We start from the raw sequence: 25,969 nt of genomic DNA, 5'->3' as shown, positions 1-25,969 counted from the left end.
AGCCCCAGGAAGGATGACAGCGCAAGGAGGGACCATGACGACAACTAGCGACGCAATACCGGAAGTGGATGATTTACGCGCCCACGGGTTGGAGATCCTTCGCCGTCTCGTCGGTCGCAACGATGCCGATTTTCACCCCGGCCAGTGGGAAGCTATAGAGGCTTTGGTTGCCCATCACCGTCGAGCGCTCGTAGTCCAGCGCACCGGTTGGGGAAAGTCAGCGGTCTATTTCGTCGCCGCCTTGTTACAGCGTGCTATCGGCTCGGGGCCAACTCTCATCGTATCGCCACTCATCGCCCTCATGCGTGACCAGGTCGCTGCCGCAAAGCGGGCTGGAGTGCGCGCGGCGGCAATCTCATCGGCCAATGCCACCGAGTGGCCCGAGATAGCCCAACGCCTCGACGCCGACGAACTCGACGTCCTATTGGTCTCCCCCGAGCGCCTCGTCAATCCCACATTCGCCAGCCGGCAGCTGCCCGAGCTGGTGAGGCGAATGGGCATGTTGGTTATCGATGAAGCTCATTGCATCTCTGACTGGGGGCACGATTTTCGCCCCGATTATCGACGCATCCGTAACCTGGTCTCCGCCCTACCAGTCACGGTCCCAGTACTTGCAACAACGGCGACCGCGAACTCACGTGTAGTCCAGGACGTGGCCGAGCAGATTGCCTCCAGCACTGACGATGTGTTCATTCTTCGTGGGCCGTTAGCCCGGAAATCACTGCGACTCGGTGTACTCAACCTGCCTAATCCTTCCGACCGGCTCGGTTGGCTCGTCCAGCACCTCAGCGAACTTCCAGGGTCGGGAATCATCTACTGCCTGACGGTTTCGACGGCCGAGGACACCGCACGTGCTCTAACCATGGCTGGCCACAGTGTGCGGGCTTATACCGGACGCACCGATGCTGAAGCAAGAACCGAACTCGAAAAAGCCCTGCGCGATAACCAGGTCAAGGCCTTAGTGGCGACCAGCGCCCTAGGGATGGGGTTCGACAAACCGGACCTCGGTTTCGTCGTGCACCTGGGAGCGCCGAGCTCCCCGGTCGCGTACTACCAGCAGGTAGGCCGCGCCGGTCGTGCCACCGACAATGCCGATATCTTGCTGCTTCCGGGCCCGGAGGATCCTGATATCTGGACGTACTTCGCCGACGCCTCTATGCCGACCCAGGAACGAGCCGACGCCGTGCTCAGAGCACTAGCTGGCGGCCAGGCACTGTCTATTCCAGCACTGGAGACGCGGGTCGACATCAGGCGTAGTCAGTTGGGGCTCTTACTCAAGGTGATGGCCGTTGACGGCTCGGTCGTGAAGGTCCGAGATGGGTGGCAAGCCACCGGTAAGCCGTGGATACACGACACCGAACGGTACGAACGTATCTCCCAGGCACGTCATGAGGAGCAGCAGGCCATGCTCAGCTACGAGCACTCAAAAACCTGTCGAATGACCTTCCTTACCGGGCAACTTGATGACCCCTCCACGGCTCCTTGCGGGCATTGCGACGTCTGTGCTGGGCCGTGGTACCCATCCGAAGTCGATCAGTCCGCCTCCTCGACGGCCGTTCAATACCTCAATCGGGTGGGAGTCCCGGTGGAGCCACGCACCATCTGGCCCTCGGGGATGGACACCCTCGGTGTTGCGCTTAAGGGACGCATCGGTGCCGAGGAAACCGTTGACGAGGGGCGCGTCATCGCCAGACTCTCGGACTTAGGCTGGGGAGGTCCACTGCGCGCCCTACTTCGCTCCGACGCCAATGGTGTCCCCGTAGACACCGAGATCACCCCGGCTTTGGCCAAAGCGTGCTTGCGGGTTCTGGCCGAGTGGGACTGGCAGCAGCGTCCGGCCGCGGTAGTGCGGGTGCCATCGGTTACCCGACCGCACCTCATTGATTCCCTGGCCTCGGGAATCGCACGAGTTGGTCAGCTGCAAGACCTTGGGTGGTTGGACCTAGCGGATGGATCTGCCCCACTACAGTCCTCCACGAACTCGGCCTACCGGCTCCGTGACGTCCACGATCGGTTCAGCGTCGGGCCGGGACTGATGTCTCGGTTATCCCATCTTGGTGGAGCGTCAGTCCTGCTTGTCGACGACGTCATCTCTAGCCGATGGACGATGACTGTCGCTGCACGGTTGTTGAGACGAGCTGGGGCCGGGCATGTTCTTCCGCTGGCCCTCGCTCTCACGGCCTGATCTCCGGCGGGGCAAGACTACGGCGAGGGTCGAGATCAGCACCTCAACAGAAGCGGACTCATCGCCTAAACGCGAACGTTGCCACACCGACGAGCCGTCATGGGGGCACGATAGGACTAGCATCAAATCAGTCAGGAGGATTTTATGTCCCTTGCGAAGTTCACCGCGCGTTCCCTGCTGTCAACCATCTTCATCACCGGAGGCCTCGGCGAAGTTCAGAAAGCCGACCAGCTTTCTGACGCTGTTGACGGGCTCCTTGAGAAACTTCCAGAACTGGTCCGCTCCCAGATCTCTGATGTCGATTCGACCTTGCTGGTCAAGGTCAACGGAGCCACCATGCTGGCCGCTGGCTCCCTGCTAGCCCTTGGCATCAAGCCGCGCCTGGCCGCCACCGTCCTGGCCACCCAGCTCGTTCCAGTAACCGCTGCTGGACACGCCTTCTGGGAGAAGGAGGGCGCGGACAAGCAAGGAGATCAAATCCAGTTCTGCAAAAATCTCGGCCTGATCGGTGGCCTGCTCACCGTAGCCCTTAATGGCGCTAAGTGATGTCTCGCCCTGAGAGGCGAGACATCAGCGGGGTCGGACGGATGGCATCCGTCCGACCCCATTGTTCATATCCGCTATAAAAACAACAAAACACAACTCCTTGACAACACAAACTGACAGATCCAGAATTGTTCACAGATCGATGGGGATCCTGCCAATGATCGGCAGCTGAGCACACTGGAGCTCCGATGTCACTACCTGACGCGACGGTTAACAAGAACCTGCAGGGACACGGCGTACGTGCCTCCGTCCAACAGTTCGGAAGATTCCTGGCCGGCATGATCATGCCGAATATCGGAGCCTTCATCGCCTGGGGCCTGTTGACGGCTCTCTTCATCGAAACGGGGTGGACGCCCAATGCAACCCTCGCCAAGCTCGTCGACCCGACCCTGACCTATCTACTTCCCGTCCTCATCGGCTACACCGGTGGAAAGATCGTCAACGGGACACGTGGTGGCGTCATTGGCGCGATCGCCACGATGGGCGTCGTCGTCGGTGCCGACATCACGATGTTCCTTGGCGCGATGGTGATGGGTCCCTTTGCCGCGTGGCTCCTCAAACGGGCCGACAAGCTCCTTGAAGGCCGGATCCATTCTGGGTTCGAGATGCTTGTCGACAATTTCGAGATCGGCATCCTCGGCATGACCCTGGCCATCATCGGGCACCTGGGCGTCGAACCGATCGTCTCGACCCTCATGGACTGGTTGGCGAGTGGGGTCGGATTCCTCGTCCACCACGGCTTGCTCCCGCTCGCGTCTGTCCTCGTTGAGCCGGCGAAGGTCTTATTCCTTAACAACGCCGTTAACCATGGCATCTTCACTCCGTTGGGCACTCAAGAGGCCCACACCACCGGACGCTCGATTCTGTTCATGGTTGAGTCGAATCCTGGCCCCGGCCTCGGCTTACTCGTTGCCTACCAGTTTTTCGGTTCTCGTCAGATCCGTCAGTCGACTCCGGGCGCCATTATCATCCATCTCTTCGGCGGCATCCACGAAATCTTCTTCCCGTACGTACTCATGAAGCCCAAGACCATTCTCGCTACCATTGCCGGGGGCATGAGTGGTCTGGCTGTCGGCGTCGCGTTCCATGCCGGCCTCGTCGCCCCGGCCTCCCCGGGCTCGATCATCGCATGGTTCCTCATGTGCCAACCCGGGCACTACCTGGCCATGATTGCCGACTTCCTCGTCGCGACTGTCGTCTCCTTTGTGGTCGCCATGCTGCTCATCCGCACAGATCGCGCTAAGGATGACGTATCGGGTGAGGACAAAAACCCCACTGCCACCGCCGCAACCCGCCCTCAAGCCCCGCTTACCAACATCTCCAAAGTCGTCATCGCCTGCGACGCAGGTATGGGTTCCTCGGCCATGGTCGCCTCTACCATGAAGAAGAGACTGTCCCAGTATGGGGTTGAGGTCGACCACAAGGCCGTCGACCAGATTCCCTCAGACGCATCCCTCATCCTCACTCAAGAGGGCCTGGTCAGCCGCGCCCACAAGCGCGTCCCGAGCGCCCGTGTCGTTCCCTTTACTAACTACATCGACGATCCTGCTTTCGACCGCGTCGAGGCGGAGGTTCGCGCAGCACGTGGTGAGGCCGCCGAACCTGCCAATGACGGAGAACTTTCCCAGGCGTCTACTGCGAACGGCCCTACCCACGTCGCCGCCAGTGTGCTGCCCCGCGATGCCATCCGGCTCAAGCAGCACGCTGCGAGCAAGGAGGAGGCCATCACCATGGCTGGCCAGGTGCTCATTGATGAAGGCGCCGCAGATGATGCCTACGTCAAGGGCATGCTCGCCCGGGAGGAGCAGATCTCCACCTACATGGGTGAGGGAGTCGCGATCCCCCACGGCGTCAATGAGGTCCGCGACCACATCAGCAAGGCCACCCTAGGCTTTCTCCAGTTCCCCGACGGCGTTGAATGGGACGGGAACACCTGCACCGTCGTCATTCCTATCGCTTCGTCCAGCAACGAGCATTTCGAGATCATGGCAGCTCTCGCGGGACTCTTGTCTCACCGCGAAACCGCCCGGCACCTTCGTGAGGCGACATCCGCCGACGAAGTCCTTCATCTTCTCGATTCCCAGCAAACATAATCAGCGGATTATAGAAAGGCACACATCATGAAGGCATTGAGGTTCCACGCACCCGAAGACGTTCGTCTCGAGGACGTCCCCGAGCCGGAGTGCAAACCCGACGAAATCAAGATCAAGGTTCGCAACTGCTCCACCTGTGGCACCGACGTCAAGATCCTCCACAATGGCCACCAGAACATCACCAGAGTCACGACCATGGGCCATGAAGTTGCCGGAGAGATCATCGAGATCGGCTCCAAGGTAGCTGGCGACTGGCAGGTCGGCGATCGAGTCCAGTCGATTGCCGCTGTCCCGTGCGGCCAGTGCCACGAGTGTCGCAAGGGGTGGATGCAGGTTTGCCAAAACCAGACCAGCGTCGGTTATCAGTATGACGGTGGATTCGCGGAATATATGATCGTCCCGCCGCAAGTGCTCAGGGTTGACGGCCTCAATCGCATCCCCGACGGCGTCGACTTTGACGAGGCCAGTGCCGCCGAGCCCTTCGCCTGCGCCATCAACGCCCAGGAGCAACTCGGCATCGAAGAAGGCGACTTCGTCGTCATCTTCGGTGCCGGCCCGATCGGGTGCATGCACACCCGCATCGCGCGGGGTGTACACAACGTCGGCACTATCGTCATGATCGACATCAACGCGGAACGCCTCGCAATGTCGGCTACTGCTGTCAAGCCCGACATCACCATCGACGGTTCACAGCACGATGTCGTCGCCAAGATCATGGAGCTCACTAACGGTCGCGGTGCCGACGTCATCATCACCGCGACCCCGGCCAACATCACTCAGGAGCAGGCCTTGGCCATGGCGGCGCGCAATGGCCGTATCTCCTTCTTCGGCGGACTACCGAAGACAAACCCAACAATTACCTGTGACTCGAACCTGATCCACTACCGTCAGCTCCACATCCATGGCGCCAACGGTTCAGCCCCCGAGCACAACAAACGTGCCTTGCAGTACATCGCTTCGGGGCAGGTTCCAGTCAAGGATCTCATGACCCGTCACGTGAAACTCGACGACGTCATGACGGTCTTCGACATCGTTGCCAACGGCGAGGCCATCAAAGTGACCGTCGAACCCTGAACACGACCCGCCAGATCCTCAACCGCAGGCGGTGAGGTTGGCCATGGCCCGCAATTGGGCTAAGCCAACCACGCCGGCTGTCGAGGTTCTCAATACTCCGTCCGATATCGTCACAGGACGTGCACCGGCCGCGACGAAGGCCTCCACCTCACGGTCAGTGATGCCACCCTCTGGCCCGACGATGAAGATCACCTCACCGGATACCGGCAACTTCTGACGCACCAGCGGCTCGGTGGCCGACTCATGCAGAACGTAGGCGGCCTCGGCATTGCGAATCCGCTCCACAACCTCGCGAGTCGCCGCCAGTTCTACCTGCGGCACAAGAAAACGGCGAGACTGTTTGGTGGCCTCACGAGCAGCCGCTTGCCACCTCGCGACACCTTTGGCTTGCTTGTCACCCTTCCATCGCACGATGCTCCGATCAGCCTGCCATGCGAGGATCTCGTGAACCCCCATCTCGGTGAGGGTCGCCACGGCCAGCTCAGCTCTATCGGACTTCGGCAACGCTTGGACGCCCACCCACCGATGCGCGGTCGCGGGAGTTTCGAGAATTTCAACGACCTCGACACTAACCGACCCCTTTGTCACCTCAATGGCAGGGCCACGAACGGCATGACCCTGACCATCGGTAACGAGAACAGACTCACCCACCCGGATGCGTCGAACCGAGCCGGCATGATGGCCTTCTGCGCCGGTGATCTCCATCACCGATCCGGGCGTGGTTGCGGCGACCTCACCAAGGAAGCAAGGGTCACTCATCCGCCAAAAGCTTCCTTGATACGGGAAAACATGCCCCGACCGCCCGACTTCTCCACCGAGGCCGAGGCCTTGGTCTCATCGCGTGCCTCAGCCAGCTGACGCATCAGCTCCTTCTGGTGGGAGTCGAGCTTCGTCGGTGTCTGGACGATGAACGTGACACCAAGGTCACCGCGCCCGTTGCGGCGAAGCCTCGGCACACCTCGTTCGGTAACGACAATCCGGGTGCCGGATTGGGTGCCGGCCGGCACCTCCACGGTGACGGTCTTGGTGTCCTCGGGGAAGTCCTCGCGATCTGCCTCCAAAGTGTGCACCGGGACCTTCGTTCCTAGCGCTGCCGCCGTCATCGGGATGGTGACAACCATCTCGAGGTCGTCACCGTGACGGGTAAAGACATCATGGGGGCTGACCATCATCTCGATATACAGGTCACCGGCCGGGCCACCTCCGGGGCCAACCTCCCCCTGGGAATCAAGGTGAATGCGGTTACCATCAGCCACTCCGGCGGGAATCTTGACGTTGATAGTACGGGTGGTGCGCACCCGCCCTTCACCGGAGCATTCCTGGCACGGATCAGGGATGACCGTGCCGTAACCATGGCAGGTCGGGCAAGGCTGACTGGTGCGGATATCGCCTAGGAAGGAGCGCTGCACGGTAATGACCTCACCGCGCCCCTGACAGGTATCGCAGGTTACCGGCTCGGAACCAGACTGTGCGCCTTTGCCCTGGCATTTTGGACACACCACTGCGGTGTCGACTTCCAACGGCTTGGTGACGCCAAAGACGGCCTCGGCGAGACTGAGGCGCATCCGGACCAGGGCGTCCTGGCCACGGCGGGTGCGCGAGCGCGGACCACGGCCACCACCAGAACCAAAAGGAGAGCCGCCACCAAACATCGCGTCAACAAGATTGGTGAAATCGAATCCAGCGCTGCTGAAGCCGCTTTCCCCGAATCCTCCCATCCGAGCATTGGGGTCGCCGCCGCGATCAAAAACGGCGCGTTTCTGCGGATCCTGGAGGACCTCGTAAGCCTCTTGGACCTGCTTGAACTCCTCTTCCGATCCAGGCCCAGCAACATCGGGGTGGAGTTTCATAGCCTTACGGCGATACGCCTTCTTGATATCGTCGGCACTCGCATCACGGGAAACGCCAAGAATCTCGTAGTAGTCGTTACTCAAGAATCATCCTTCTGCCAGGAACCGGCCCACATAGCGGGCCACGGCTCGCACAGCTGCCATGGTTGAGGGGTAGTCCATTCTGGTGGGCCCGACGACACCCAAGCTCGACAAGGCATCTTCGGGACCATAGGGGCTGGCCACCACTGAGGTCGATTGGAAGGGCACATCGGTGTTCTCAGCGCCGATGCGAACCGTAACCTCGCCGGCCTCCCCTGCGGTTGCCTCGCCCAGCAGTCGCATGAGGACGACCTGCTCTTCAAGGGCCTCAAGGACGGGACGCACCGCTGTTTCCCACTGTGCACCGAATGCGGTGAGATTGGGAACTCCGGCAACCACAACCCGAGCAGATGGGTCGCCGGCGAGGATCTCGAGAACGGTAGCGATGACCGACGCCGCTCGCGGCCCTTCGGCTGGCCCTAGATCGTCAAGGAGGCGGTTGAGGGCGTCAATCGCCTCAGCGACTGTCAATCCGACGAGGGCCTCATTCAGCCGGGTGCGAAGCGCGGCGAGATTCTGCTCATCATGGCTCGGAAGCTCGACGATCTGCTGCTCTACCGATCCCGACGACATGATGAGCACGATGAGGATGCGGTCAGTCGACAAACTCACTAATTCGAGGTGTCGAATCGTCCCCGTCGTCGCCACTGGGTACCGCATAATCGCGACCTGGTGGGTAATTTGAGCAAGCAGGCGCACAGTGCGGCGCACGATGTCGTCGAGGTCCACTGCCCCAGTCATAAACGCCTGAATAGCCCGACGCTCGGGCCCCGACAACGGCTTGAGAGTGGCAATGCGATCGACGAAGAGGCGATACCCCTTGTCTGTGGGGATGCGCCCGGCGCTGGTGTGGGGGTGGGTGATGTACCCTTCCTCCTCTAGTACGGCCATGTCGTTACGGACGGTGGCCGGGGACACGCGCAACCCGTGGCGTTCCACCAGAGCTTTTGAACCCACCGGCTCCTTGCTGGAGACATAATCGGTGACGATGGCTTTGAGCACGTCGAGCTTGCGGTCGTCGAGCACAACTCCTCCTCACACGATTCGGCTGGATACACATCCCACTTTGGCACTCTCGAGTGCCGAGTGCCACCTTATCGCGTTCGTTCTCGGTCCTCTGCCCCTCTCGCCGGCAGCACATTCTTGCGAACGTGCCAGACTGGTGGCCATGTCAGCACATCCCGAGACTCCCCAATGGTCCTGCCTCACACCTCGAGTGTGGACAACCATTGTTGAACCGGAGAGTGTCTCCTGCGGGCTCGTAGCTGGTGAAGACCATGTCCTCCTCATCGATACCGGATCAGTTCCCGAGCAGGGGCGCGCCCTGGCGATGTCGGCAGCGTGCATGCTGGGCCGTCCTGTAGATCGAATCGTCATCACCCATCACCACTATGACCACAGCGGTGGCCTACCGGGGATCGACAATGCCGAAGTGTGGATGCACGAGGCCGCTCTAGCTCACTGTCCCGACCTCCAGGTCGACCACCCCGTATCTCTCATGGCGTATGTGAACTTGGGCGGATTGGGCGCCGAGATTATCCATCCCGGCCCGGCCCACACCGACGGCGACCTCATTGTCATTGTGCGTGACGAGAAGATCACCTTCGTCGGGGACCTCGTGGAGACCGCAGGAGAGCCACAATCTGACGAGACAACCGACGTCCGTGGTTGGCCGCGGGCGATCGATTCGGTCATTACGGGCACCGACGGAGCCGGCCTCTATGTTCCTGGGCACGGTCATCCCGTAGATGCCACCGCCGTCATGACTCAGCGTGCCCAGCTTGCCGAGCGAATACCCATGAACATCCCGCTCACTCGCCGGCACATCCCTCCTCAGCTATCCTGAGGCCCAGCCGGGACGACTCAGCGCAGCAATCTGGCAACCCTCTCGTAAGCCCCCTCATCGGCAGCGACAACGAGCTTTCCTGAAGTCTCTCGCGGTCCGTATTCCGCGCCATCGACAGTACGCACTACCCCACCGATCTCTCGTACCATGAGTGCACCAGGAAGGTGATCCCACAAGTAAGAGTGCTGATAGACGGTGACGTCGGTCTCGCCCAGGCACACCAGCGGATAGTCCACCGCACAGCACCATTTCGCCATCCGCCATTCCACCCCAGGCGAGGCAATTTTGTAGGCCTCATGAGTGGTAGCGGCACGAATCGGACAGTGGGCATCCCCACGTGTCACCTCGTCACCGTCGCACGTGACTCCGGCGCCATGCTCAGCGAACCACATATGTCCGTATTGCGGCTGCCAGATCCATCCTCTGACTGTTTCACCACGGCTGAGCTGAGCAAGCATGATGCCGTGATCAACAGACCCGTGCACGAAGTTCTTGGTGCCGTCAATAGGGTCAATGACCCAGGCCAGGTCAGCATCGGGGACGGCATCGAGGATGGCTGGGTCAGCGAAAGCTGATTCCTCCCCCACGACGACACCGCCGGCATACTTAGTCACGGCAGCGCCCAGCTCGCGCTCGGCCTGACGATCAGCGTCAGTAACGAAGTCCCCGGGCTTTTTCTGGTGGATTTGATGATCGTGAAGGGCCCGGAATCGGGGATCAATGACCCTGGCACTCACGTCCCGGATGAGATCAGACACCGTGTCGACGTCAATACTCATGTCATCTCCTCATTGTCCAGCTCCTCGACGTGGTCGCACGTGACGAAATCGATGAGTTTCTCCATTTCCGTGTTAAACCGGGGATCCAAATCGCGCCAGTCGCGTACTCGTGCCAGCATGGCTTGCCAGGCCTGACCAATGTCAGCTTGGGTCGAGTGAGGTAGACCGAGACGTTTCAGGGTGCCGAATTTGAAGTCTTCGTCCATCGGGACCTCAGGCCATTCTTGGCGGCCAATCCGCTGAGGTTTGATGGCCTGCCAGATGTCGATAAAGCGATGACCGGTAATCATGACGTACTCACCGTACCCACCACGGCGCACCTCATCTGCTACCCGTGACTCCTTGGTGCCGGCAACGAGGTGGTCGACCAGAACGCCAAGGCGATGCCCCGGGCCAGGTTTAAACTCGGCGACGATCCCGACGAGGTCATCCATGCCACCCATGTATTCCACAACGACCCCGACATGACGCAGATCGTCTCCCCATATTTTTTCGACGAGTTCGGCGTCATGACGTCCCTCAACGTATATCCGGCTGGGTAGGGCAACTCGGGCCGGTTCAGCCCCACCGGCGATAGAGCCAGAAGCAGTGTGTTTGATGCTCGCACTTCCCTGACGAGAGGGAATACACAGGTTCACGGGTTGTCCGTCCACCCAGAACCCCGGGCCGACAGGAAACGATTTGCGCTTACCCTTGCGGTCCTCAAGCACAACCAAGCCGTTTTGCCATCCGATGACGGCCCCCACGAATCCGCTGGAAGGATCCTCAACGACCATGTCGAGTTCCAGCGGCATATCAGCGCTCTTCTTCATGTGGGAGGTGCGCCAGCCGCGTGCAAGGACGTCGTGAGAGTAGCGATCAATCACGATAGCCACTGTATTGCCACACCTAGGCATAACGACAAGCCATGCTGGCGGCCAATATGACGATCTGTTGGACGAAATGGAGGAATACCGCTAGACAAGGAGATCGGTAATGATTCGGTCAGCCACCATCCGGCCTGACAAGTTGAGTACCAGCCGCTCCTCCTCCATCGTCGCGAGCCCCTGCTCAACGACCTCGGCAGCCCGCATACATTCGGCCTCGGACAGATCCGCCATCGGCAATCCATCAGCCAAACGCAACCGAAGAAGCACCGTCTCTTCATGGCGCTGCACATCGTCGAGAACTTCATAGTCGTCAACGGGCAGCGTCCTGTCACCCAGCAGGGTCCGGTAGGTGGCGGGGTGTTTGACATTCCACCACCGCGTGCCAGCAACGTGAGAATGGGCCCCCGGGCCAATTCCCCACCAGTCACGCCCCAGCCAGTACGCCATGTTGTGCCGACATTGGTGGTCCCGGCCGCTACGAGGACGAGCCCAGTTCGACACCTCGTAGTTGACGTACCCGGCCTCAGTGAGAATCTTTTCGGCGAGCAAGTATTTGTCGGCGAGATCGTCCTCGTCGGTCATCGGCAGCTCTCCCCGACGGATTCTGGCCGCTAGTCGAGTTCCTTCTTCAACGATGAGAGAGTATGCCGAAATATGGTCTGGTGCGGCCGTCAACGCGGCGTCGAGGCTGTGTCGCCACGAGTCAAGGTTCTCCCCGGGGGCGCCGAAGATGAGATCCAAGCTGACGTCGTCGAATCCCACCTGGCGCGCCAGCTGTGCCATCTCGACGGCGCGTCCTGGCCGATGACGACGATCTAAAACCGCCAAGACGTACTCGTCGGCGGACTGCATTCCCATCGACAACCGATTAATCCCGGCTTTCAACAGACCGGCTAAGACCTCTTCGCTGAGGGTTTCCGGATTGGCCTCAGTAGTGATCTCGGCGTCGGGGTCAATCCCCCATAATGTACGGACGTGATTGACGAGCTCCGCTAGCTGCACCGGGGAGAGCATCGTCGGAGTGCCACCCCCAAAGAAGATCGTCGAAACCGGGGGTTGTGCATCCCCCAGCGCGTCGGCAGCCAGCTCGAGCTCCCGGTGGGCGGCGTCGAGATACCTCGCCACCGCGTCATCTCCCATCGCTGACAGCACATAGGTGTTGAAGTCGCAGTACCCGCACCGCGATGCACAGAAGGGAACGTGGAGGTAGATGCTCCACGGCCCGTCAGCTGGATGAAGTTCTGGCAGGCTATTGCCGGCGTGCGTCATGGTCCTCCTCGTCATGCGGGGGTACGGGGTGCACTCTTGCATGATGCCACCTGACGCCCGCCACAGCAGTCGCCAAAGACATCTGCTACGCGCCGTAGCTGGTCGATTCATTCCGCGCATCATCGCGACACGGCAGCGAGGTGACGATTCAGACAGCTTTATAAACACCTCATAGATACCCACACTTCCGAATCAGCGTGTGAATATTCAACAGCTTGAGGATTTAACTGCCGAGAAAGGGGGTTCTCGCCCACATTTTCTTAACGCAGCCTCGGGTCTTGCTACCACTATCGCCGTGACCGGAGGTGGATTGAACGACCACTGCTTCTCAACTGGTACGAATTCTAGCGCCATGTCCGGTAGCTTTAGAAAGACAGAAAAGCGTACAACAGACCGTCAATCGCTGTACCAAAGAATCTAGCAACGATGTTGAGGCTGCAAAGAATTTTTCCCAATGGCTATAGATCACACCAAGCAGATAAACAGGTCGATTTTGCCAACTCCTACGGCACGCACATGCTGTCGCAGCCTGATCTCACCGACACGTGCTCACAGATCAATAGCGGGCCCGGCAAGGACACCGCTGACATGGTCGACAAGCACGAGGCGGCGAGGAGATAACATCACCCGCCCTTCCCGTAATAGCCTCAGTTCTCCAGGGTTGACAGGTCTCCCTCGTCTTCACCTAGAGCGCGAGCCTTGAGGACGCGACGCATAATCTTTCCGGAGCGGGTCCTCGACATCCACCTGAACGGTCTGACACTTACTTTTTTACGATCGGCAGTTTGCACAACTCGTGGAACCAGTGATCACGAGTCGAGTCCATCGAAATCTCGGACTTGGTGTTGCGCACCACGATGACGCTCTCGACCGGTGGGGAAAATTTCACTGCATCGTCGATGATCTGCTTCATCGGGAAGATTGTGCCGTTAATCCGCGATCCGTCAGCAGTGATAATAACCTTCGACTCCGAGCCGTCAATACGCGCGTTAAGAGCTTCCGAGGAGTAGCCCGCGAACACTACCGAGTGCACCGCACCGATCTTGGCGCAAGCCAACATCGCGAAGAAAATCTCCGGAATGCGGGCAGATAAATGGTGACGACATCACCCTTGCGCACGCCCATGGCCTTAAGAACATTGGCCATCTGCTCGGATTCGAAGGCGTCTTGCTGGTCCGCCATACGGTCCTCCTCGACCTTCCGCCGCTGTTGCGGCATCCGACATGCTGGAATAGGTAGAACCACACCAACAGGCCTTATGTGACGAAATTCACAGATTTTTCTTGATTCTTCTTTGCCACACTGGGTACATGGCTTCATATCTGCCTCCGTCGTCCGCCCCAGTCCGCCGGCGTCAGGCCCAACCTCCGACCCGCACCAATTCCATTGCCAGCAGCGCAGGCGTGATGGCCGTCGTCGTCGCGATCATGTGGATCCTCGAGGTCATCGACACCATGCTTGGCAACACTCTTGACCACTTCGGCATCCACTCCTGGACCATGCAGGGGCTATGGGAGATTTTCACTGCCCCATGGCTGCACTACGGCTGGCCACATCTGGTCGGCAACTCCGTGCCGCTGTTTATCCTCGGAATGCTCGTGTACCTGGAATCGACGCGAACCTGGATCTTCTCAGGGCTGATGATCATGGTGTGCTCGGGGCTTTTCGCGTGGTGTTTCAGCGCCCCCGGGACGATCACGCTAGGCGCGTCTGGAATCGTCTTCGGCTGGTTGACCTATCTACTAGTCCGCGGCCTCTTCACCAAGAGACTGCGTGACATCCTGGTAGCGATCGCCGTGTTCTTCATCTACGGATCAGTGCTGTGGGGAGTGCTGCCGGGCGCAGCAGGGGTCTCCTGGCAGGCTCACCTCGGCGGAGCGATCGGCGGCGTCATCTCGGCGTCGCGGCTAGCTCGTCATCCCAGGTAAGCCAGCAGTGGTAGCTTCCACGGGGTGAGCACCCTTCCGTTCGTTTCTGACACTTTTGACGCAGCTCGCTGGCGCGATGTTGACCTTCCTGGTGACCCGCTGACCGACATGACCTTCCATCGCCTCGTGTCTCGGGGCGAGTCTGACCATGCCCCGACTGGGGAGGATCTGCCAGTGGTGCGCATTGCCTTCGACCGCCCGACGATCCGCAACGCCTTCCGCCCGCACACCGTTGACGAGTTGTACCGCTGCATCGACGCCGCCCGTTGCACCCCAGACGTCGCGGCAATCATCCTCACTGGCAACGGCCCCTCCCCTCGAGATGGCGGGTACTCCTTCTGCTCAGGTGGCGACCAGCGGATCCGCGGGGCCGCCGGATACCAGTACGAGTCGCAGGAAGCCTCCGGGGACGAGGACCTGGCCACCGACGCCAGACGCGAACGCATCGAGAAGGGACGGCTGGGACGTCTCCACATCCTTGAGGTACAACGCCTCATGCGTGCCACCCCCAAACCGATCATCGCCGCCATCCCTGGATGGACGACCGGCGGGGGCCACTCCCTCATGGTGGTAGCTGATATGGCCGTAGCCAGCCGCGAGCACGCCAAATTTAAACAGGTCGACGCCAACGTCGGTTCCTTTGATGCCGGGTACGGTTCGGCCTTACTGGCACGCCAGATCGGTGACAAGCGAGCCCGCGAGATCTTCTTCCTCGCTGAAACATATGACGCCGAGCAGGCCGAAAGCTGGGGCGTCATCAACCGGGCCGTTGCTCACGCCGAACTGGAGAACACCGCCATCAACTGGGGGCTGACGATCGCTGGCAAGTCCCCGCAAGCCATCCGAATGCTGAAGTACGCCTTCAACATGGTTGACGACGGCATTGCCGGTCAGCAGGCCTTCGCTGGTGAGGCGACCCGGATGGCATACATGACCGAGGAGGCCCAGGAAGGACGCGACGCATTCCTCGAACGTCGCCAGCCCGACTGGTCGTCTTACCCGTACTACTTTTGATATCGGCTGGGATCACGGAAAGGACCGTCATGTCGATCGTCGAGACGTCGCGGGTGCGTGTCGTGCGGGTGGAGCGCACCACCACCGACGTCACTTGGCTGATGGGAAGGTTGGCACGCTTTCTCGAGGGTGAAACTTCGGTGCTCGTACCTGTCGGGGACGAAGACCTGCCCCCGGCTGTGTTGCAGGACGTTGAGAATCGGAGCGTATGGCTGCCTGAAGAAGTCGGGTTAGTTGTAAGAACCTCAGGGTCGACGACGGGAACCGGTCGCCTCGTCGGATTGTCTGCGGACCAAATACGGGCATCGGGAGCGGCGACGCGGCACCGTCTAGGGGGTCCGTGTACATGGGTGCTGGGCCTTCCCCCACACCACATCGCTGGGTTGCAGGTCGTAGCCCGCGCTGTCGGCGACGGGCGTGACGTCGTAACGATCCAGGGTCATGTTGACCCACCCTCGGTGATTGCGGCGATCGAACAGGCCGAGCAGCGCCACCCTGACGGTCGCGTGGCGATCTCACTAGTACCCACCCAACTGACCCATCTCGTCGATGATCCCCGATGCGCTGCTGCGCTGGCCCGGTGTGCAGCCGTGTTAGTAGGAGGAGCACCCCCCACAGCCGCCCTATTAGAACGGGCCCGCGACCGCGGTATTGCAGCGACCGTCACCTACGGCATGAGTGAAACCTGTGGAGGGTGCGTCTACGACGGGGTGCCGCTGGAAGGAGCACTGGTCGACCTGGCTGACGACGGTCGGGTGCGCATCGCCGGGCCGATGGTCATGAGCGGTTACCTCGACGAGGGGCCGGTAGGAGCTTGGCTGCACACCCAGGACCTGGGTCATTGGGAGGATGGGCGACTCATCATTGACGGCCGCATCGACGACGTCATCAACTCCGGGGGGCTGAAAATCTCAGCGAATGAGGTGCTCGATCAAATCCGAGCCAGTCATACGGTGCTTGATGGTGTGGTCGTCGGGATGGATGACGACACGTGGGGGCAAGTTGTAGCAGCTCTGGTTGTACCGAGTCCGCAATGGCAGGAAGGACAGGCTCTGCGCGACGCGGTGGCAGCCCGGCTGGGGCGCACTCACGCGCCGCGAATTGTCGTGGCGACGTCTGCGCTGCCCCTGCTGGCCTCGGGCAAGGTGGACCGCATGATGGCGCGTCACCTCATCGCTGAGGCACTCTCGAACGGGAGCGCGTGGCAGCGGTGAGCGAAGTAAGGCCAGGCTGCGAAGCCGATCACCTCTCGTCACATATCTCGCCAATTCTCAATCTGGTATTCGCAGTGCGACACTGTGCCGTTCTTGACTACGGCTAGAGTCAGGCCTTGTGCCCACGATTTCATGTTCTGCCACCATCTCCACCCTTCCCGGCGCGGAGTGGCTAGCCGAGGTCCTGCACTGGGTGCCCAATGGCATCGATCCGTGGATCTGGCTCGCTCCCGACTCCGACGATGCACCAGCCATGGTGGGCTGGGGGGTCCAACGGCGGTTCGTCGCCTCGGGGCATCGAGCCGTGGAATGTGCGTGGCATCGCATGGCGTCATGGGCCGACGACCACGTCGTCGCGTTCGGGTCCTTTCCCTTCTCCAAGGCGCAGGAAGGTTTCCTCGTCGTTCCGCAGGTACTCATCGCACGCCAGCACCTGGGTTCGCCAACGACCGTCACCGGAGACGTCTCGTCGCTAGTACGTCGCGATGTCCACCTGCAGCCTCCTCACATCCACACCGGTATCCCGGCCATCTCCGAAGCGCAGTGGACCGCCTCAGTCCAAGCAGCCACCCGCCATCTGCGAGAGGATCCCGAACTTGAGAAGGTCGTCCTAGCTCGATCAGTTGATGTCGAGGCCGACTCGCCAGTGAGCCGAAGCCTCGTGGCGTCACACCTCGCCTCACGATTTCCCGGGTGCTGGACATACAGCCATGACGGCCTTGTAGGAGCTACGCCGGAGCTACTAGTCGACTGCCGGGACGGGCTATTCCGTGCCCGCGTCTTGGCCGGCACCCGCAAGCCCGAATGGGCCGACGAACTGCTGTCGAATCCGAAGGAACGCCGCGAGCACGAACTGGCCGTAGCGTCGGTCACTGGCAAGCTCGCGGAGGCTGGTCTGAGCGACGCTACCGTTCGGGGTCCGTTCCGCCTCGAACTGCCCAATGTCGTGCACCTAGCAACCGATGTCACCGCTCGAGTGAACGGATCCAACGCAGCGCGGATCGTTGACGCCATGCATCCCACCGCCGCCGTGTGCGGCACCCCCCGAGAAAGCGCTTATCGGCTCATCACTGAGGTGGAGGGCCTGGACCGCGGACGGTTCGCTGGCCCGATTGGCTGGATGAGCTCAGATGGGTCGGGGCAGTGGGCGCTCGCGTTGCGCTGCGGGCAGTTCAGCGACGACTCACGACGCGTACGCCTGTATGCGGGAGCCGGAATTATGCCAACCTCCGATCCGGCCAAGGAATGGCTCGAGGTCGGTGCCAAAATGGAGGCCTTCAATGACTGTTTGAGACAGCCCACGGACTCGTGATGGCAACGGCCTCGAGACCGGTCATTCCTCACTTGTTTCGAGCGTTAATCCAGTCGAGGGTCTTGTCGATGACCTGATCGCGGACAGTCTCGTTGAGGATCTCGTGCATAAGACCCTTCCAGAAGATGGCAGTCTTGTCTTTCGAACTAATCGCGTTGTACCAGTTGACATCAGCGAACGACGGCGCCAATCCATCGGCTTCACCATGCATGATGAGGGTGGGAGTGGTGAAATCGCGGGCATTGAAGGTGGTGTACAGCTGACCAACCGCCATCTGGGTCAGAAGCCCTGCCGTCATGTACCTGTCGTTAAGCGGATCGTTAGCAAAGCTCTCGTAAGACCGCGGATCCGTGTTCACCCCATTGAAGGCGGACTTGGGGAAGATGACCAAGGTGTTCGGAATCTTAGTCCTGGCCGAAGCCGAGAACGGTGACGAGGTCAGGCGGAAATTTTTCGGATCCTTCTTGTACTGCGGCATCAGGGAGTTCCTGATACTCGTCAGCTGGTCGAGGGGCAGAAGCTGCGAAACCGTCGGTTTGGCGTTCTTCTCAGCCTCGGTGAGGTTCTTAGCCGTGATCTCCTCGGGCTTGAGGGTGTCTTTACCGTAAAGATTCATGGCAATGCCACCCGCTGTGGAGATGATGCCGTCGACGTCGTTGGGGTAGGCGATGCCATAGCCCTGCACAGCCTGAGCACCCATCGAGTGTCCGAGCAGGAAGGTCTTCTTGCCTGGTGTATCTTTCTTGGCAATTCCCACCAGCTGATGAATGTCGGCAAGGATTGAATTCCAGTCATCGATGTGGCCGCGCGGCACGACGTTGTTTACGTAGGGAGCGGCGCTCATGCCGTGGCCGCGATGATCTAGCCGGAACACGTTGTAGCCAGCCTCGGCGAACCGCTTGGCGACGTAGTCATAACGCCCCTGGTGCTCGCCAGCACCAGGGATGACGACGATACTGCCCTTGGGATGTGCCACCAGGTCCTTCTTGGTGAAAATCTTCGTGTGCCACTGATCCGTGGAGCTCATATACCCGGTGACCGTCTTAATGTGCGGTGCCGCGGTTTGGCTGGCACCAACGGGCGCCTTAGCTTCCCGTGCCGGCGCAGCCTGGGCAGAGATGCCTAGCCCGGCGAAAGCGGTGACTCCGGCGACGAGGCCGGCGGTCACCCGCGTCCGCAAGCTGTGCACCCCTCCGCATTGCATCTTCTGTTGTGACATCGGTGAGCCTCCTTTGGCTTCCATGGATCTCGACTTCGAGATCCATCTAGTGACCCTCACCTTAGGAGCCCAAAGTCTCACTCGCCCACAATAAGTGAGACTTTGTGCATTATGCACAACCGTTCGTTAGCCATGATTTCTATATGCTCATATGCGCGCCGATCGCATTGCGTCACACCTCACCCCCACTAGCCACGATGGGTTATACGGCAGGGAGGGAAATCTCGACGACGCTCCTGCCCTGGACCGGCTCGGCCAACAACCGGTGCATCTGGTCAGCCATAGGTTGGGAATTACTTGTCTCTACCGTGCAGTGGTGTGCACCGAGCCCGGCAGCCAGGGCCGCCAAATCCAAACCTTGTGGGGTAAGAAACATCCTCTCGAGGACAGGACGAGGCGCCGCAGAATGCTCCAGCCCACCAAAGATTGCGCCACCGTGGTCATCTACGACAATGACCTGCACGTCAGGTTCAGGCTCGGTCTCTCCCAGCAGCAGCGACGTCGCGTCGTGGGCAAAGGTGAGGTCGCCGACGACGACACGCACTGGCCGGCCGGTGCCCAGCCCCACACCGATCGCGGTTGCGATGGTGCCGTCAATGCCCGCCAGCCCTCGGTTAGCCAGTGCCTTCGGAGCAACGTCGCCGGGCACGGCAAACCGATCGAAACAGCGGATGACGTCGGAAGCGCCGATGACAAGCACAGGGGCGTCGGGCGCTGCGCAGGACCGCCAAATATCGCGGCAGAACCGCTGCTTGGCGGTCGGTGCAACGGGTCGGTCAGCGTCCTTCCAGCGGCCGAGCCATGCTGAGTCAATCTCGATCCCGGTCAGTTCGACCGGTCCTGTGACGACCCGGGCGACCCCGGCGACGTCGGTCCATCGACTGCGATCGGTTACGACGGTGACGCCAGGACGCGCCAGCAGCCGCGACACCGGGCGCGACAAAGTGGGGTGGCCCAAGACGAGGACAGCCTCGACGTCATCGACCAACTCGCTGCGCAGGACCGTCTGATAGTCGGTGAGGGCGTTGTCCCCGGCCCGAGAGCCCGACGTGGGTTCGGCCAACAGAGGCCATCCACCCTGCTGTGCCAAGTCACGGGCGACTGATCCGGCACCGTCCCCGGCCACGACGACCGTCCGGGCAGGCATTTTCAGCGGCGTCGGTGCAGTCGAGAAGGACCTCACCCGACGGGACACCAACGCCTGCGGCTGCGGCGACCACGGCCCGTCGGGCACAAGCGGATCACGGAAGCTCACGTTGAGGTGCACCGGACCCGGGTCGGCGCTCAGCACCCCGGTCGCGGCTGTCACGGCCCGCGCGACAAGAGCGTCGAGGCGCTCGTCGGCAGGAAACCCGGCCGGCACGTCAGTGCTGAGACGTGGCGCAGCCCCGAAAATCCCGGTTTGGACAGTCGTCTGGTTGGCCCCCGTATGCCACATCTCAGCAGGACGATCGGCCGAGACGACGACGAGCGGCACCCCGGCTGCGTCGGCCTCCAGAACGGCCGGGTACACGTTAGCCACCGCGGTACCCGAGGTTGTGACTACCGCAGCCGGGCGACCCGCGCGGCCCAGCCCAAGGGCCACGAAACCGGCCGACCTCTCGTCCAAACGCACGTACACCCGCAACCATCCAGCAGCTTCAGCATCAGCCAACGCGTACCCAATAGGGGCATCCCGGGATCCTGGGCAATACACGACGTGTCCGACCCCAGCCCCGACGAGAGCGCTCACCAGACGTCGGGCCACTGCAGTAGAAGGGTTCAACTCAACTCCGTTCTAACTCTGCCAGGGCGGCCACAGTGAGGCCCAGACGCTGTGACCACCTTGGGCACAGATCCGTATCCGGCTCCTCAACCTCAACGTCAACCTCCCCGCGTCGCGGTCTTAGGTAGCCGTTGATCGGAAGGAGTGGCGAGGCACTGACATCCCCCTGAAAAAGACGAATCGTCCCCAGCCCGCAGGCGTGATCAAGGCTAGGCAGGGCCGCCGCCAGATGAGTAGCCAAGCCGATCCCGATACTGGTGTCCAAGGCCGAGGAGACAACAGCCGGTAGCCCGGCAGCATCGATGACTTCAAGGGCCCGGGCAACCCCAGCCAGTGGTTGTGCCTTGACGATGATGAGATCGGCAGCGCCGGCCCGTGCCACCGCTAGTGGGTCTTCAGCTCTACGCACTGACTCGTCAGCTGCCACCGGAACGTTCACCTTGCGCCTCACCTGGGCCAGGTCCGCCACGCTTGCACAGGGTTGCTCGACATATTCCAGCCCTTCGGCTGCTGCGTCGAGCTCGGTGATCGCGCGGACCGCGGTCTCAACATCCCAGGCGGTATTGGCGTCCACCCGGATGCGTCCGTCTGGCATAGCCTCGCGCACTGCGGCGACCCGTCGGCAATCCTCGCGCAGATCGCTACGGGGGTCAGCAACCTTAACCTTGGCCGTCAGGCAGGCCGACTCGGCAGCCATCCGCCGGGCACGATCCGCATCGACGACGGGAATGGTGACGTTGATCGGTACCTGATCTCGTCGCGCCACGGGTAGGCACCGGGTGGCACCCTCGATTCCCGCGCGCAGCCAGGACGCCGCCTCGACCGGGCCGTAGTCCCAAAACGGCGACCACTCTCCCCAGCCTTCTGGACCGTGGAGCAGGGCCCCCTCTCGCACCTCGATGCCACGGAACCTCACTGTCAGGGGCACGGCAAATGCGAGCATCCGATCAATACCACGATCGGCCAACATCGGCGGAACGTCTAATCGGTACGCCTTCAGGCCCTTCACTTTTTCTCCGTAGACTCTCCGGTACGCAGAGCGGCCACAAAGGCTTCCTGAGGCACCTCCACCGAGCCGACGACCTTCATGCGTTTCTTTCCGGCCTTCTGCTTCTCGAGCAGCTTGCGCTTACGGGAAATGTCACCGCCATAGCATTTGGACAGCACATCCTTACGGACGGCGCGGATGGTCTCGCGAGCGATAACCCGCGCGCCAATGGCGGCCTGGATCGGCACCTCGAACTGTTGACGGGGAATGAGTTCCTTGAGTTTGGCGGCCATCGCGACGCCATATGAATAAGATTTGTCGCGGTGGACGATCGAGCTCAGAGCGTCCACTGGGTCTCCGTTGAGTAAAATGTCGACTTTGACGAGGTCAGCGGCCTCCTGGCCGGCTTCGTGGTAGTCCAGCGAGGCATACCCCTTGGTCCGCGACTTGAGCTGGTCGAAGAAGTCGAAAACGATCTCTGAGAGCGGCAAGCGGTACCGAATCTCCACCCGATCAGAGGACAAATAGTCCAGGCCCTGTTGCACACCACGACGCTGCTGGCATAACTCAAGGATGGTGCCGATGTACTCGGCCGGGCTGAGAATAGTGGCGTCAACGATGGGCTCACGCACCTCGGCTATCCGCCCGACAGTCGGGTATTCCGACGGGTTTGTGACGGTGACAGTGGACCCGTCCTCCATGAGAACGTGGTGAACCACCGAGGGAGCCGTGGAGATGAGGTCGAGGTCAAATTCGCGCTCCAAACGCTCACGCACGATCTCCATATGCAGCAGACCGAGGAATCCGACCCGAAAACCAAAGCCCAGGGCCGTCGAGGCTTCAGGCTCGTAGACCAGGGCAGCGTCGTTGAGCTGCAACTTGTCAAGGGCGTCACGCAGCTCAGGAAAATCCTTGGCATCGATCGGGAAGAGCCCCGAATACACCATTGGCTTGGGATGCCGATAGCCGCCAAGATCCTTCTCAGAGGGCTTGGAAGCATTGGTAACAGTGTCGCCAACCCGGGATTGACGAACGTCCTTGACGCCGGTGATGAGGTATCCAACCTCCCCCACCGACAGCCCTTCAGCAGGCACCATTTCTGGGGATATGACGCCGATCTCAAGCACCTCGTGGGCTGCACCGGTGCTCATCATAAGAATCTTCTCACGGTGACGCAGGGCACCGTCGACCACACGGACATACGTGACGACACCTCGGTAAGTGTCGTAAACCGAGTCGAAAATGAGGGCCCGAGCAGGCGCGGCAGCCACCCCCTCGGGGGCTGGCACCTTAGCGACGATGGTGTTGAGCAGATCGCTGACACCATCACCAGTCTTCGCCGAGACTCGCAGCACCTCCGACTCGTCGCAGCCAATGATTCCGGCAATCTCGGCGGCATGGCGATCCGGCTCGGCCCCAGGCAAGTCGATCTTGTTGAGCACTGGAATGATCTCCAGATCAGCCTCCAGAGCCAAATACAGGTTGGCTAACGTCTGGGCCTCGATGCCCTGGGCCGCATCGACGAGCAAAATCGCTCCCTCACAGGCCTGCAGGGACCTGGATACCTCATACGAGAAGTCAACATGCCCAGGAGTGTCGATCATATTGAGAAGGTGAGTAACACCGTCGACCTCCCATGGCATCCACACTGCCTGGGACTTGATGGTAATCCCGCGCTCCCGCTCAATATCCATGCGGTCCAAGTACTGGGCGCGAGCGCTGCGCTCGTCAAGAACTCCAGTGATTTGCAACATCCGGTCGGCCAGGGTCGACTTGCCGTGGTCAATGTGCGCAATGATGCAGAAGTTCCGAATGATGGCCGGATCTGTACTGCCAGGCTGGGGCGCGGACATCTGCTCCCTCATATATCGACGATGGTGCCGGGGATGCCCGGCTCAAGATGTAGTCTCTCACGCACCAACGACACTGTGCTCTCGGCTACTATCGCCGCCAATCTCTTCAGCGCGCACGCAACCCGGCTAGGCTCAAACTATGGTCGCCGACGACAGCCTCGGATACGTGAGCCTTGATCCGCCTACCCAGCAATCCTTCAACCTCCGCTGGGAGCACTATCTGCCTGATCTATGGATCGGGCTGAACAGGGTTTACGGTGACCGCGCCGATGAAACCTTGCAACGAATCCGCGCCATCCTGCTACGACGGTCTGCCGAACGCCCTGACGACCTCAAACGCCTTGACGAAGCCCGGCTCCTGGAACCCGACTGGCTGCAACAGCCGACGATGATCGGTTACGCAACCTATACCGACCACTTCTCCGGCACTCTCAAAGGTGTAAATGACCACCTTGATCATCTCTGCGACATGGGCGTGCGCTATCTGCATCTCATGCCGCTGCTGCAACCTCGCCAAGGCGCTAACGATGGTGGCTATGCGGTTGCAGACCATCACACTATCCGCGCGGATCTGGGCACCATGGATGACCTAGCCGATCTCACGGCTACCCTGCGCGCCCATGGCATATCCCTCGCCATCGACCTCATCGTCAACCACGTGGCGGCCGAGCATAAATGGGCTCAACTGGCTCGCGCCGGCCAGCAAAAGTACCGCGACTACTTTCACATTTTGTCGACTCAAGACGAGGTTGACGCTTGGGAGAAGAACCTTCCGGAAATTTTCCCGGACTTCGCGCATGGCAATTTCACCTGGGACGACGACTGTCAGGGGTGGGTGTGGGCGACTTTCAACAAGTTCCAGTGGGATCTCAACTGGGCTAATCCTGACATTTTCTGCGAATTCCTCGACCTGATGTGTGTGCTAGCCAATCGCGGCGTCGAGGTGTTCCGCCTCGACGCGATCGCCTTCATCTGGAAGAAACTCGGCACCAACTGCCAGAACCTTCCCGAAGTCCACGACATCACCCAGTCACTACGCCAGGCGATGCGGATCATCGCACCCGCCGTCGCTTTCAAAGCCACGGCCATCGCCGGCCCCAACGATCTCACGGGTTATTTCGGATGCGGGCGTCATTGGGGAAAAGTCTGTGACATGGCCTACCACAACAGCCTCATGGTGCAGCTGTGGAGTGCTCTAGCTACCCGCGACGTCAGCCTCATGGAAACAGCCTTGAGCCGGATCCCTGACAAGCCCTCGACGACAACCTGGGTCACCTACGCCAGATGCCACGACGACATAGGGTGGACCGTTGACGACGCCGACGCTCGTGAAGCTAGCCTCGACCCCGTCGCCCACCGGCGGTTCCTTTCCGACTTCTATTCCGGAAAGTTCCCTGGGTCCTTCTCCCGCGGTCTGGTCTTCCAAGACAACCCGGTTACCGGCGACCGTCGAATCAGTGGCTCCTTAGCGAGCCTGGCCGGGCTGGAGTCTGCCTTGGAGACCGACGACCCAGCTGATATCGACGCTGCCATCGCCCGGATCATCATGCTGCACACCGCGATCCTCGGGTATGGCGGAGTACCGCTGATCTGGATGGGCGATGAGGTCGGGATGCTCAACGACGACTGGCAACGCGATCCCAACCATGCCGACGACAACCGCTGGGTCCATCGACCTGTGATGGACTGGTCGGTAGTCGAGCAGGCCCACGCCGAACCGCATAGCGTCCCTGGCCGTATCTGGAACGGGGTGCGACGGGCCATCAATGCCCGACGTCGCAGCCCCGAATTCCATGCCTCCATCGAGACGGTGGTCCTGCCCTCCCCCCACCGCAAGGTCATCATGTGGGGGCGTCCGCATCCCGAAGGCCGCATGATCGAGCTATACAACGTCAGTGAGCACGAGGTGTGGTTCCCGATGGAAAACCTGCGCTCTGAGCTCGCCGACGTCGTCACCGAGTTGCTGAGCGGGTTCGATTATGACCTGACCCCTATGAATCTGCGCCTCGCTCCCTATGAGTGCCTTTGGCTAAGCGATCGCTGCCAGGCCTAGCATCGCCACGCACAACTCACAGCGGTCGGCT

Annotated in this window: 22 protein-coding genes; 10 read left to right on the top strand and 12 right to left on the bottom strand. The window is 60.9% G+C overall.

The annotated features are described in order from the left end of the window. The first annotated feature begins 13 nt into the window (after window positions 1–13). The 4 genes from A5483_RS04505 (at window position 14) to A5483_RS04490 (ending at window position 5,898) form a co-directional block, all read left to right on the top strand. The gene (locus A5483_RS04505; RefSeq protein WP_063811119.1) at window positions 14–2,185 is read left to right on the top strand and encodes a RecQ family ATP-dependent DNA helicase; all 2,172 of its coding nucleotides are present in this window, start codon (window positions 14–16) and stop codon (window positions 2,183–2,185) included. Window positions 2,186–2,329: 144 nt separating this feature from the next. Then, the gene (locus A5483_RS04500) at window positions 2,330–2,731 is read left to right on the top strand and encodes a DoxX family protein (protein WP_063811118.1); all 402 of its coding nucleotides are present in this window, start codon (window positions 2,330–2,332) and stop codon (window positions 2,729–2,731) included. Window positions 2,732–2,919: 188 nt separating this feature from the next. After that, window positions 2,920–4,824, top strand: a complete 1,905-nt coding sequence (locus A5483_RS04495) for a PTS mannitol transporter subunit IICBA (RefSeq protein ID WP_063811117.1) — start codon at window positions 2,920–2,922, stop codon at window positions 4,822–4,824. Between the two features lie 27 nt (window positions 4,825–4,851). After that, window positions 4,852–5,898 (top strand): zinc-dependent dehydrogenase, encoded by a 1,047-nt coding sequence (locus tag A5483_RS04490; RefSeq protein ID WP_063811116.1) that lies wholly within the window; start codon window positions 4,852–4,854, stop codon window positions 5,896–5,898. Window positions 5,899–5,916: 18 nt separating this feature from the next. Here the strand turns inward: A5483_RS04490 and A5483_RS04485 are convergent, their stop codons facing one another. From A5483_RS04485 to hrcA, 3 genes are read right to left on the bottom strand one after another with little or no spacing between them, the layout of a single operon-like run. Then, entirely contained in the window at window positions 5,917–6,657 is a 741-nt protein-coding gene (locus tag A5483_RS04485; RefSeq protein WP_002548590.1) for a 16S rRNA (uracil(1498)-N(3))-methyltransferase, read from the bottom strand. Beyond that, window positions 6,654–7,832: a molecular chaperone DnaJ gene (gene dnaJ / locus A5483_RS04480; RefSeq protein ID WP_063811115.1), complete on the bottom strand. Its 1,179-nt coding sequence runs from the start codon at window positions 7,830–7,832 to the stop codon at window positions 6,654–6,656. Before dnaJ ends, A5483_RS04485 begins: the two co-directional genes overlap by 4 nt. Before the next feature lie 3 nt (window positions 7,833–7,835). Then, window positions 7,836–8,855 carry a heat-inducible transcriptional repressor HrcA gene (hrcA, locus tag A5483_RS04475; protein WP_002548383.1) on the bottom strand — a complete coding sequence of 340 codons (1,020 nt, stop codon included), beginning with the start codon at window positions 8,853–8,855 and terminating at the stop codon, window positions 7,836–7,838. 142 nt (window positions 8,856–8,997) lie between these two features. On the opposite strand from hrcA, the gene A5483_RS04470 reads away from it, so the two are divergent. Then, window positions 8,998–9,675: an MBL fold metallo-hydrolase gene (locus A5483_RS04470; protein ID WP_042842737.1), complete on the top strand. Its 678-nt coding sequence runs from the start codon at window positions 8,998–9,000 to the stop codon at window positions 9,673–9,675. Between the two features lie 17 nt (window positions 9,676–9,692). Here A5483_RS04470 and A5483_RS04465 read toward each other — a convergent pair whose 3' ends face one another. The 5 genes from A5483_RS04465 to A5483_RS12350 all read right to left on the bottom strand — a co-directional run bounded on the left by A5483_RS04465 (window position 9,693) and on the right by A5483_RS12350 (window position 13,774). Next, on the bottom strand, window positions 9,693–10,454 hold the full coding sequence (locus A5483_RS04465; protein WP_002548973.1) for an inositol monophosphatase family protein: 762 nt from the start codon (window positions 10,452–10,454) through the stop codon (window positions 9,693–9,695). Next, window positions 10,451–11,329, bottom strand: a complete 879-nt coding sequence (locus A5483_RS04460; protein ID WP_002548702.1) for a DUF3097 domain-containing protein — start codon at window positions 11,327–11,329, stop codon at window positions 10,451–10,453. The genes A5483_RS04465 and A5483_RS04460 overlap by 4 nt, the downstream gene beginning before the upstream one ends. Window positions 11,330–11,410: 81 nt before the next feature. After that, the gene (gene hemW, locus A5483_RS04455; RefSeq protein ID WP_002548933.1) at window positions 11,411–12,592 is read right to left on the bottom strand and encodes a radical SAM family heme chaperone HemW; all 1,182 of its coding nucleotides are present in this window, start codon (window positions 12,590–12,592) and stop codon (window positions 11,411–11,413) included. Window positions 12,593–13,355: 763 nt separating this feature from the next. Continuing rightward, window positions 13,356–13,625 carry a hypothetical protein gene (locus A5483_RS12355; protein WP_233500910.1) on the bottom strand — a complete coding sequence of 90 codons (270 nt, stop codon included), beginning with the start codon at window positions 13,623–13,625 and terminating at the stop codon, window positions 13,356–13,358. Further along, window positions 13,613–13,774: a hypothetical protein gene (locus A5483_RS12350; RefSeq protein ID WP_241497677.1), complete on the bottom strand. Its 162-nt coding sequence runs from the start codon at window positions 13,772–13,774 to the stop codon at window positions 13,613–13,615. Before A5483_RS12350 ends, A5483_RS12355 begins: the two co-directional genes overlap by 13 nt. Window positions 13,775–13,998: 224 nt before the next feature. On the opposite strand from A5483_RS12350, the gene A5483_RS04440 reads away from it, so the two are divergent. From A5483_RS04440 to A5483_RS04425, 4 genes are all read left to right on the top strand, one after another. Next, a complete protein-coding gene (locus A5483_RS04440; RefSeq protein WP_063811312.1) occupies window positions 13,999–14,520 on the top strand; it encodes a rhomboid family intramembrane serine protease in 522 nt (173 codons plus the stop codon). Window positions 14,521–14,544: 24 nt separating this feature from the next. Continuing rightward, window positions 14,545–15,534 (top strand): 1,4-dihydroxy-2-naphthoyl-CoA synthase, encoded by a 990-nt coding sequence (locus A5483_RS04435; RefSeq protein ID WP_002548823.1) that lies wholly within the window; start codon window positions 14,545–14,547, stop codon window positions 15,532–15,534. Between the two features lie 29 nt (window positions 15,535–15,563). Continuing rightward, window positions 15,564–16,748, top strand: coding sequence for an AMP-binding protein (locus A5483_RS04430; RefSeq protein WP_063811113.1), 1,185 nt, complete (start codon window positions 15,564–15,566; stop codon window positions 16,746–16,748). 118 nt (window positions 16,749–16,866) lie between these two features. After that, window positions 16,867–18,060 (top strand): isochorismate synthase, encoded by a 1,194-nt coding sequence (locus A5483_RS04425; protein ID WP_063811112.1) that lies wholly within the window; start codon window positions 16,867–16,869, stop codon window positions 18,058–18,060. A 28-nt stretch (window positions 18,061–18,088) separates the two neighbouring features. On the opposite strand, the gene A5483_RS04420 is transcribed toward A5483_RS04425, so the two are convergent. The 4 genes from A5483_RS04420 to lepA form a co-directional block, all read right to left on the bottom strand. Beyond that, on the bottom strand, window positions 18,089–19,279 hold the full coding sequence (locus tag A5483_RS04420) for an alpha/beta hydrolase (protein WP_002548375.1): 1,191 nt from the start codon (window positions 19,277–19,279) through the stop codon (window positions 18,089–18,091). 202 nt (window positions 19,280–19,481) lie between these two features. Continuing rightward, a complete protein-coding gene (gene menD / locus A5483_RS04415; protein WP_241497676.1) occupies window positions 19,482–21,044 on the bottom strand; it encodes a 2-succinyl-5-enolpyruvyl-6-hydroxy-3-cyclohexene-1-carboxylic-acid synthase in 1,563 nt (520 codons plus the stop codon). 1 nt (window position 21,045) lies between these two features. Further along, window positions 21,046–22,053, bottom strand: a complete 1,008-nt coding sequence (locus A5483_RS04410) for an o-succinylbenzoate synthase (protein WP_002548584.1) — start codon at window positions 22,051–22,053, stop codon at window positions 21,046–21,048. Beyond that, complete coding sequence (gene lepA / locus A5483_RS04405; protein ID WP_193790439.1) at window positions 22,050–23,897, bottom strand: translation elongation factor 4; 1,848 nt, start codon at window positions 23,895–23,897, stop codon at window positions 22,050–22,052. The genes A5483_RS04410 and lepA overlap by 4 nt, the downstream gene beginning before the upstream one ends. 127 nt (window positions 23,898–24,024) lie before the next feature. On the opposite strand from lepA, the gene A5483_RS04400 reads away from it, so the two are divergent. Continuing rightward, a complete protein-coding gene (locus A5483_RS04400; protein WP_002548447.1) occupies window positions 24,025–25,938 on the top strand; it encodes an alpha-amylase family protein in 1,914 nt (637 codons plus the stop codon). Window positions 25,939–25,969 lie beyond the last annotated feature (31 nt).

Source organism: Cutibacterium namnetense (assembly GCF_001642025.1).
Lineage (GTDB): Bacteria > Actinomycetota > Actinomycetes > Propionibacteriales > Propionibacteriaceae > Cutibacterium > Cutibacterium namnetense.
The sequence above is the reverse complement of the archived record's forward strand: the minus strand, read 5'-3'. Positions and strand labels throughout refer to the sequence as shown.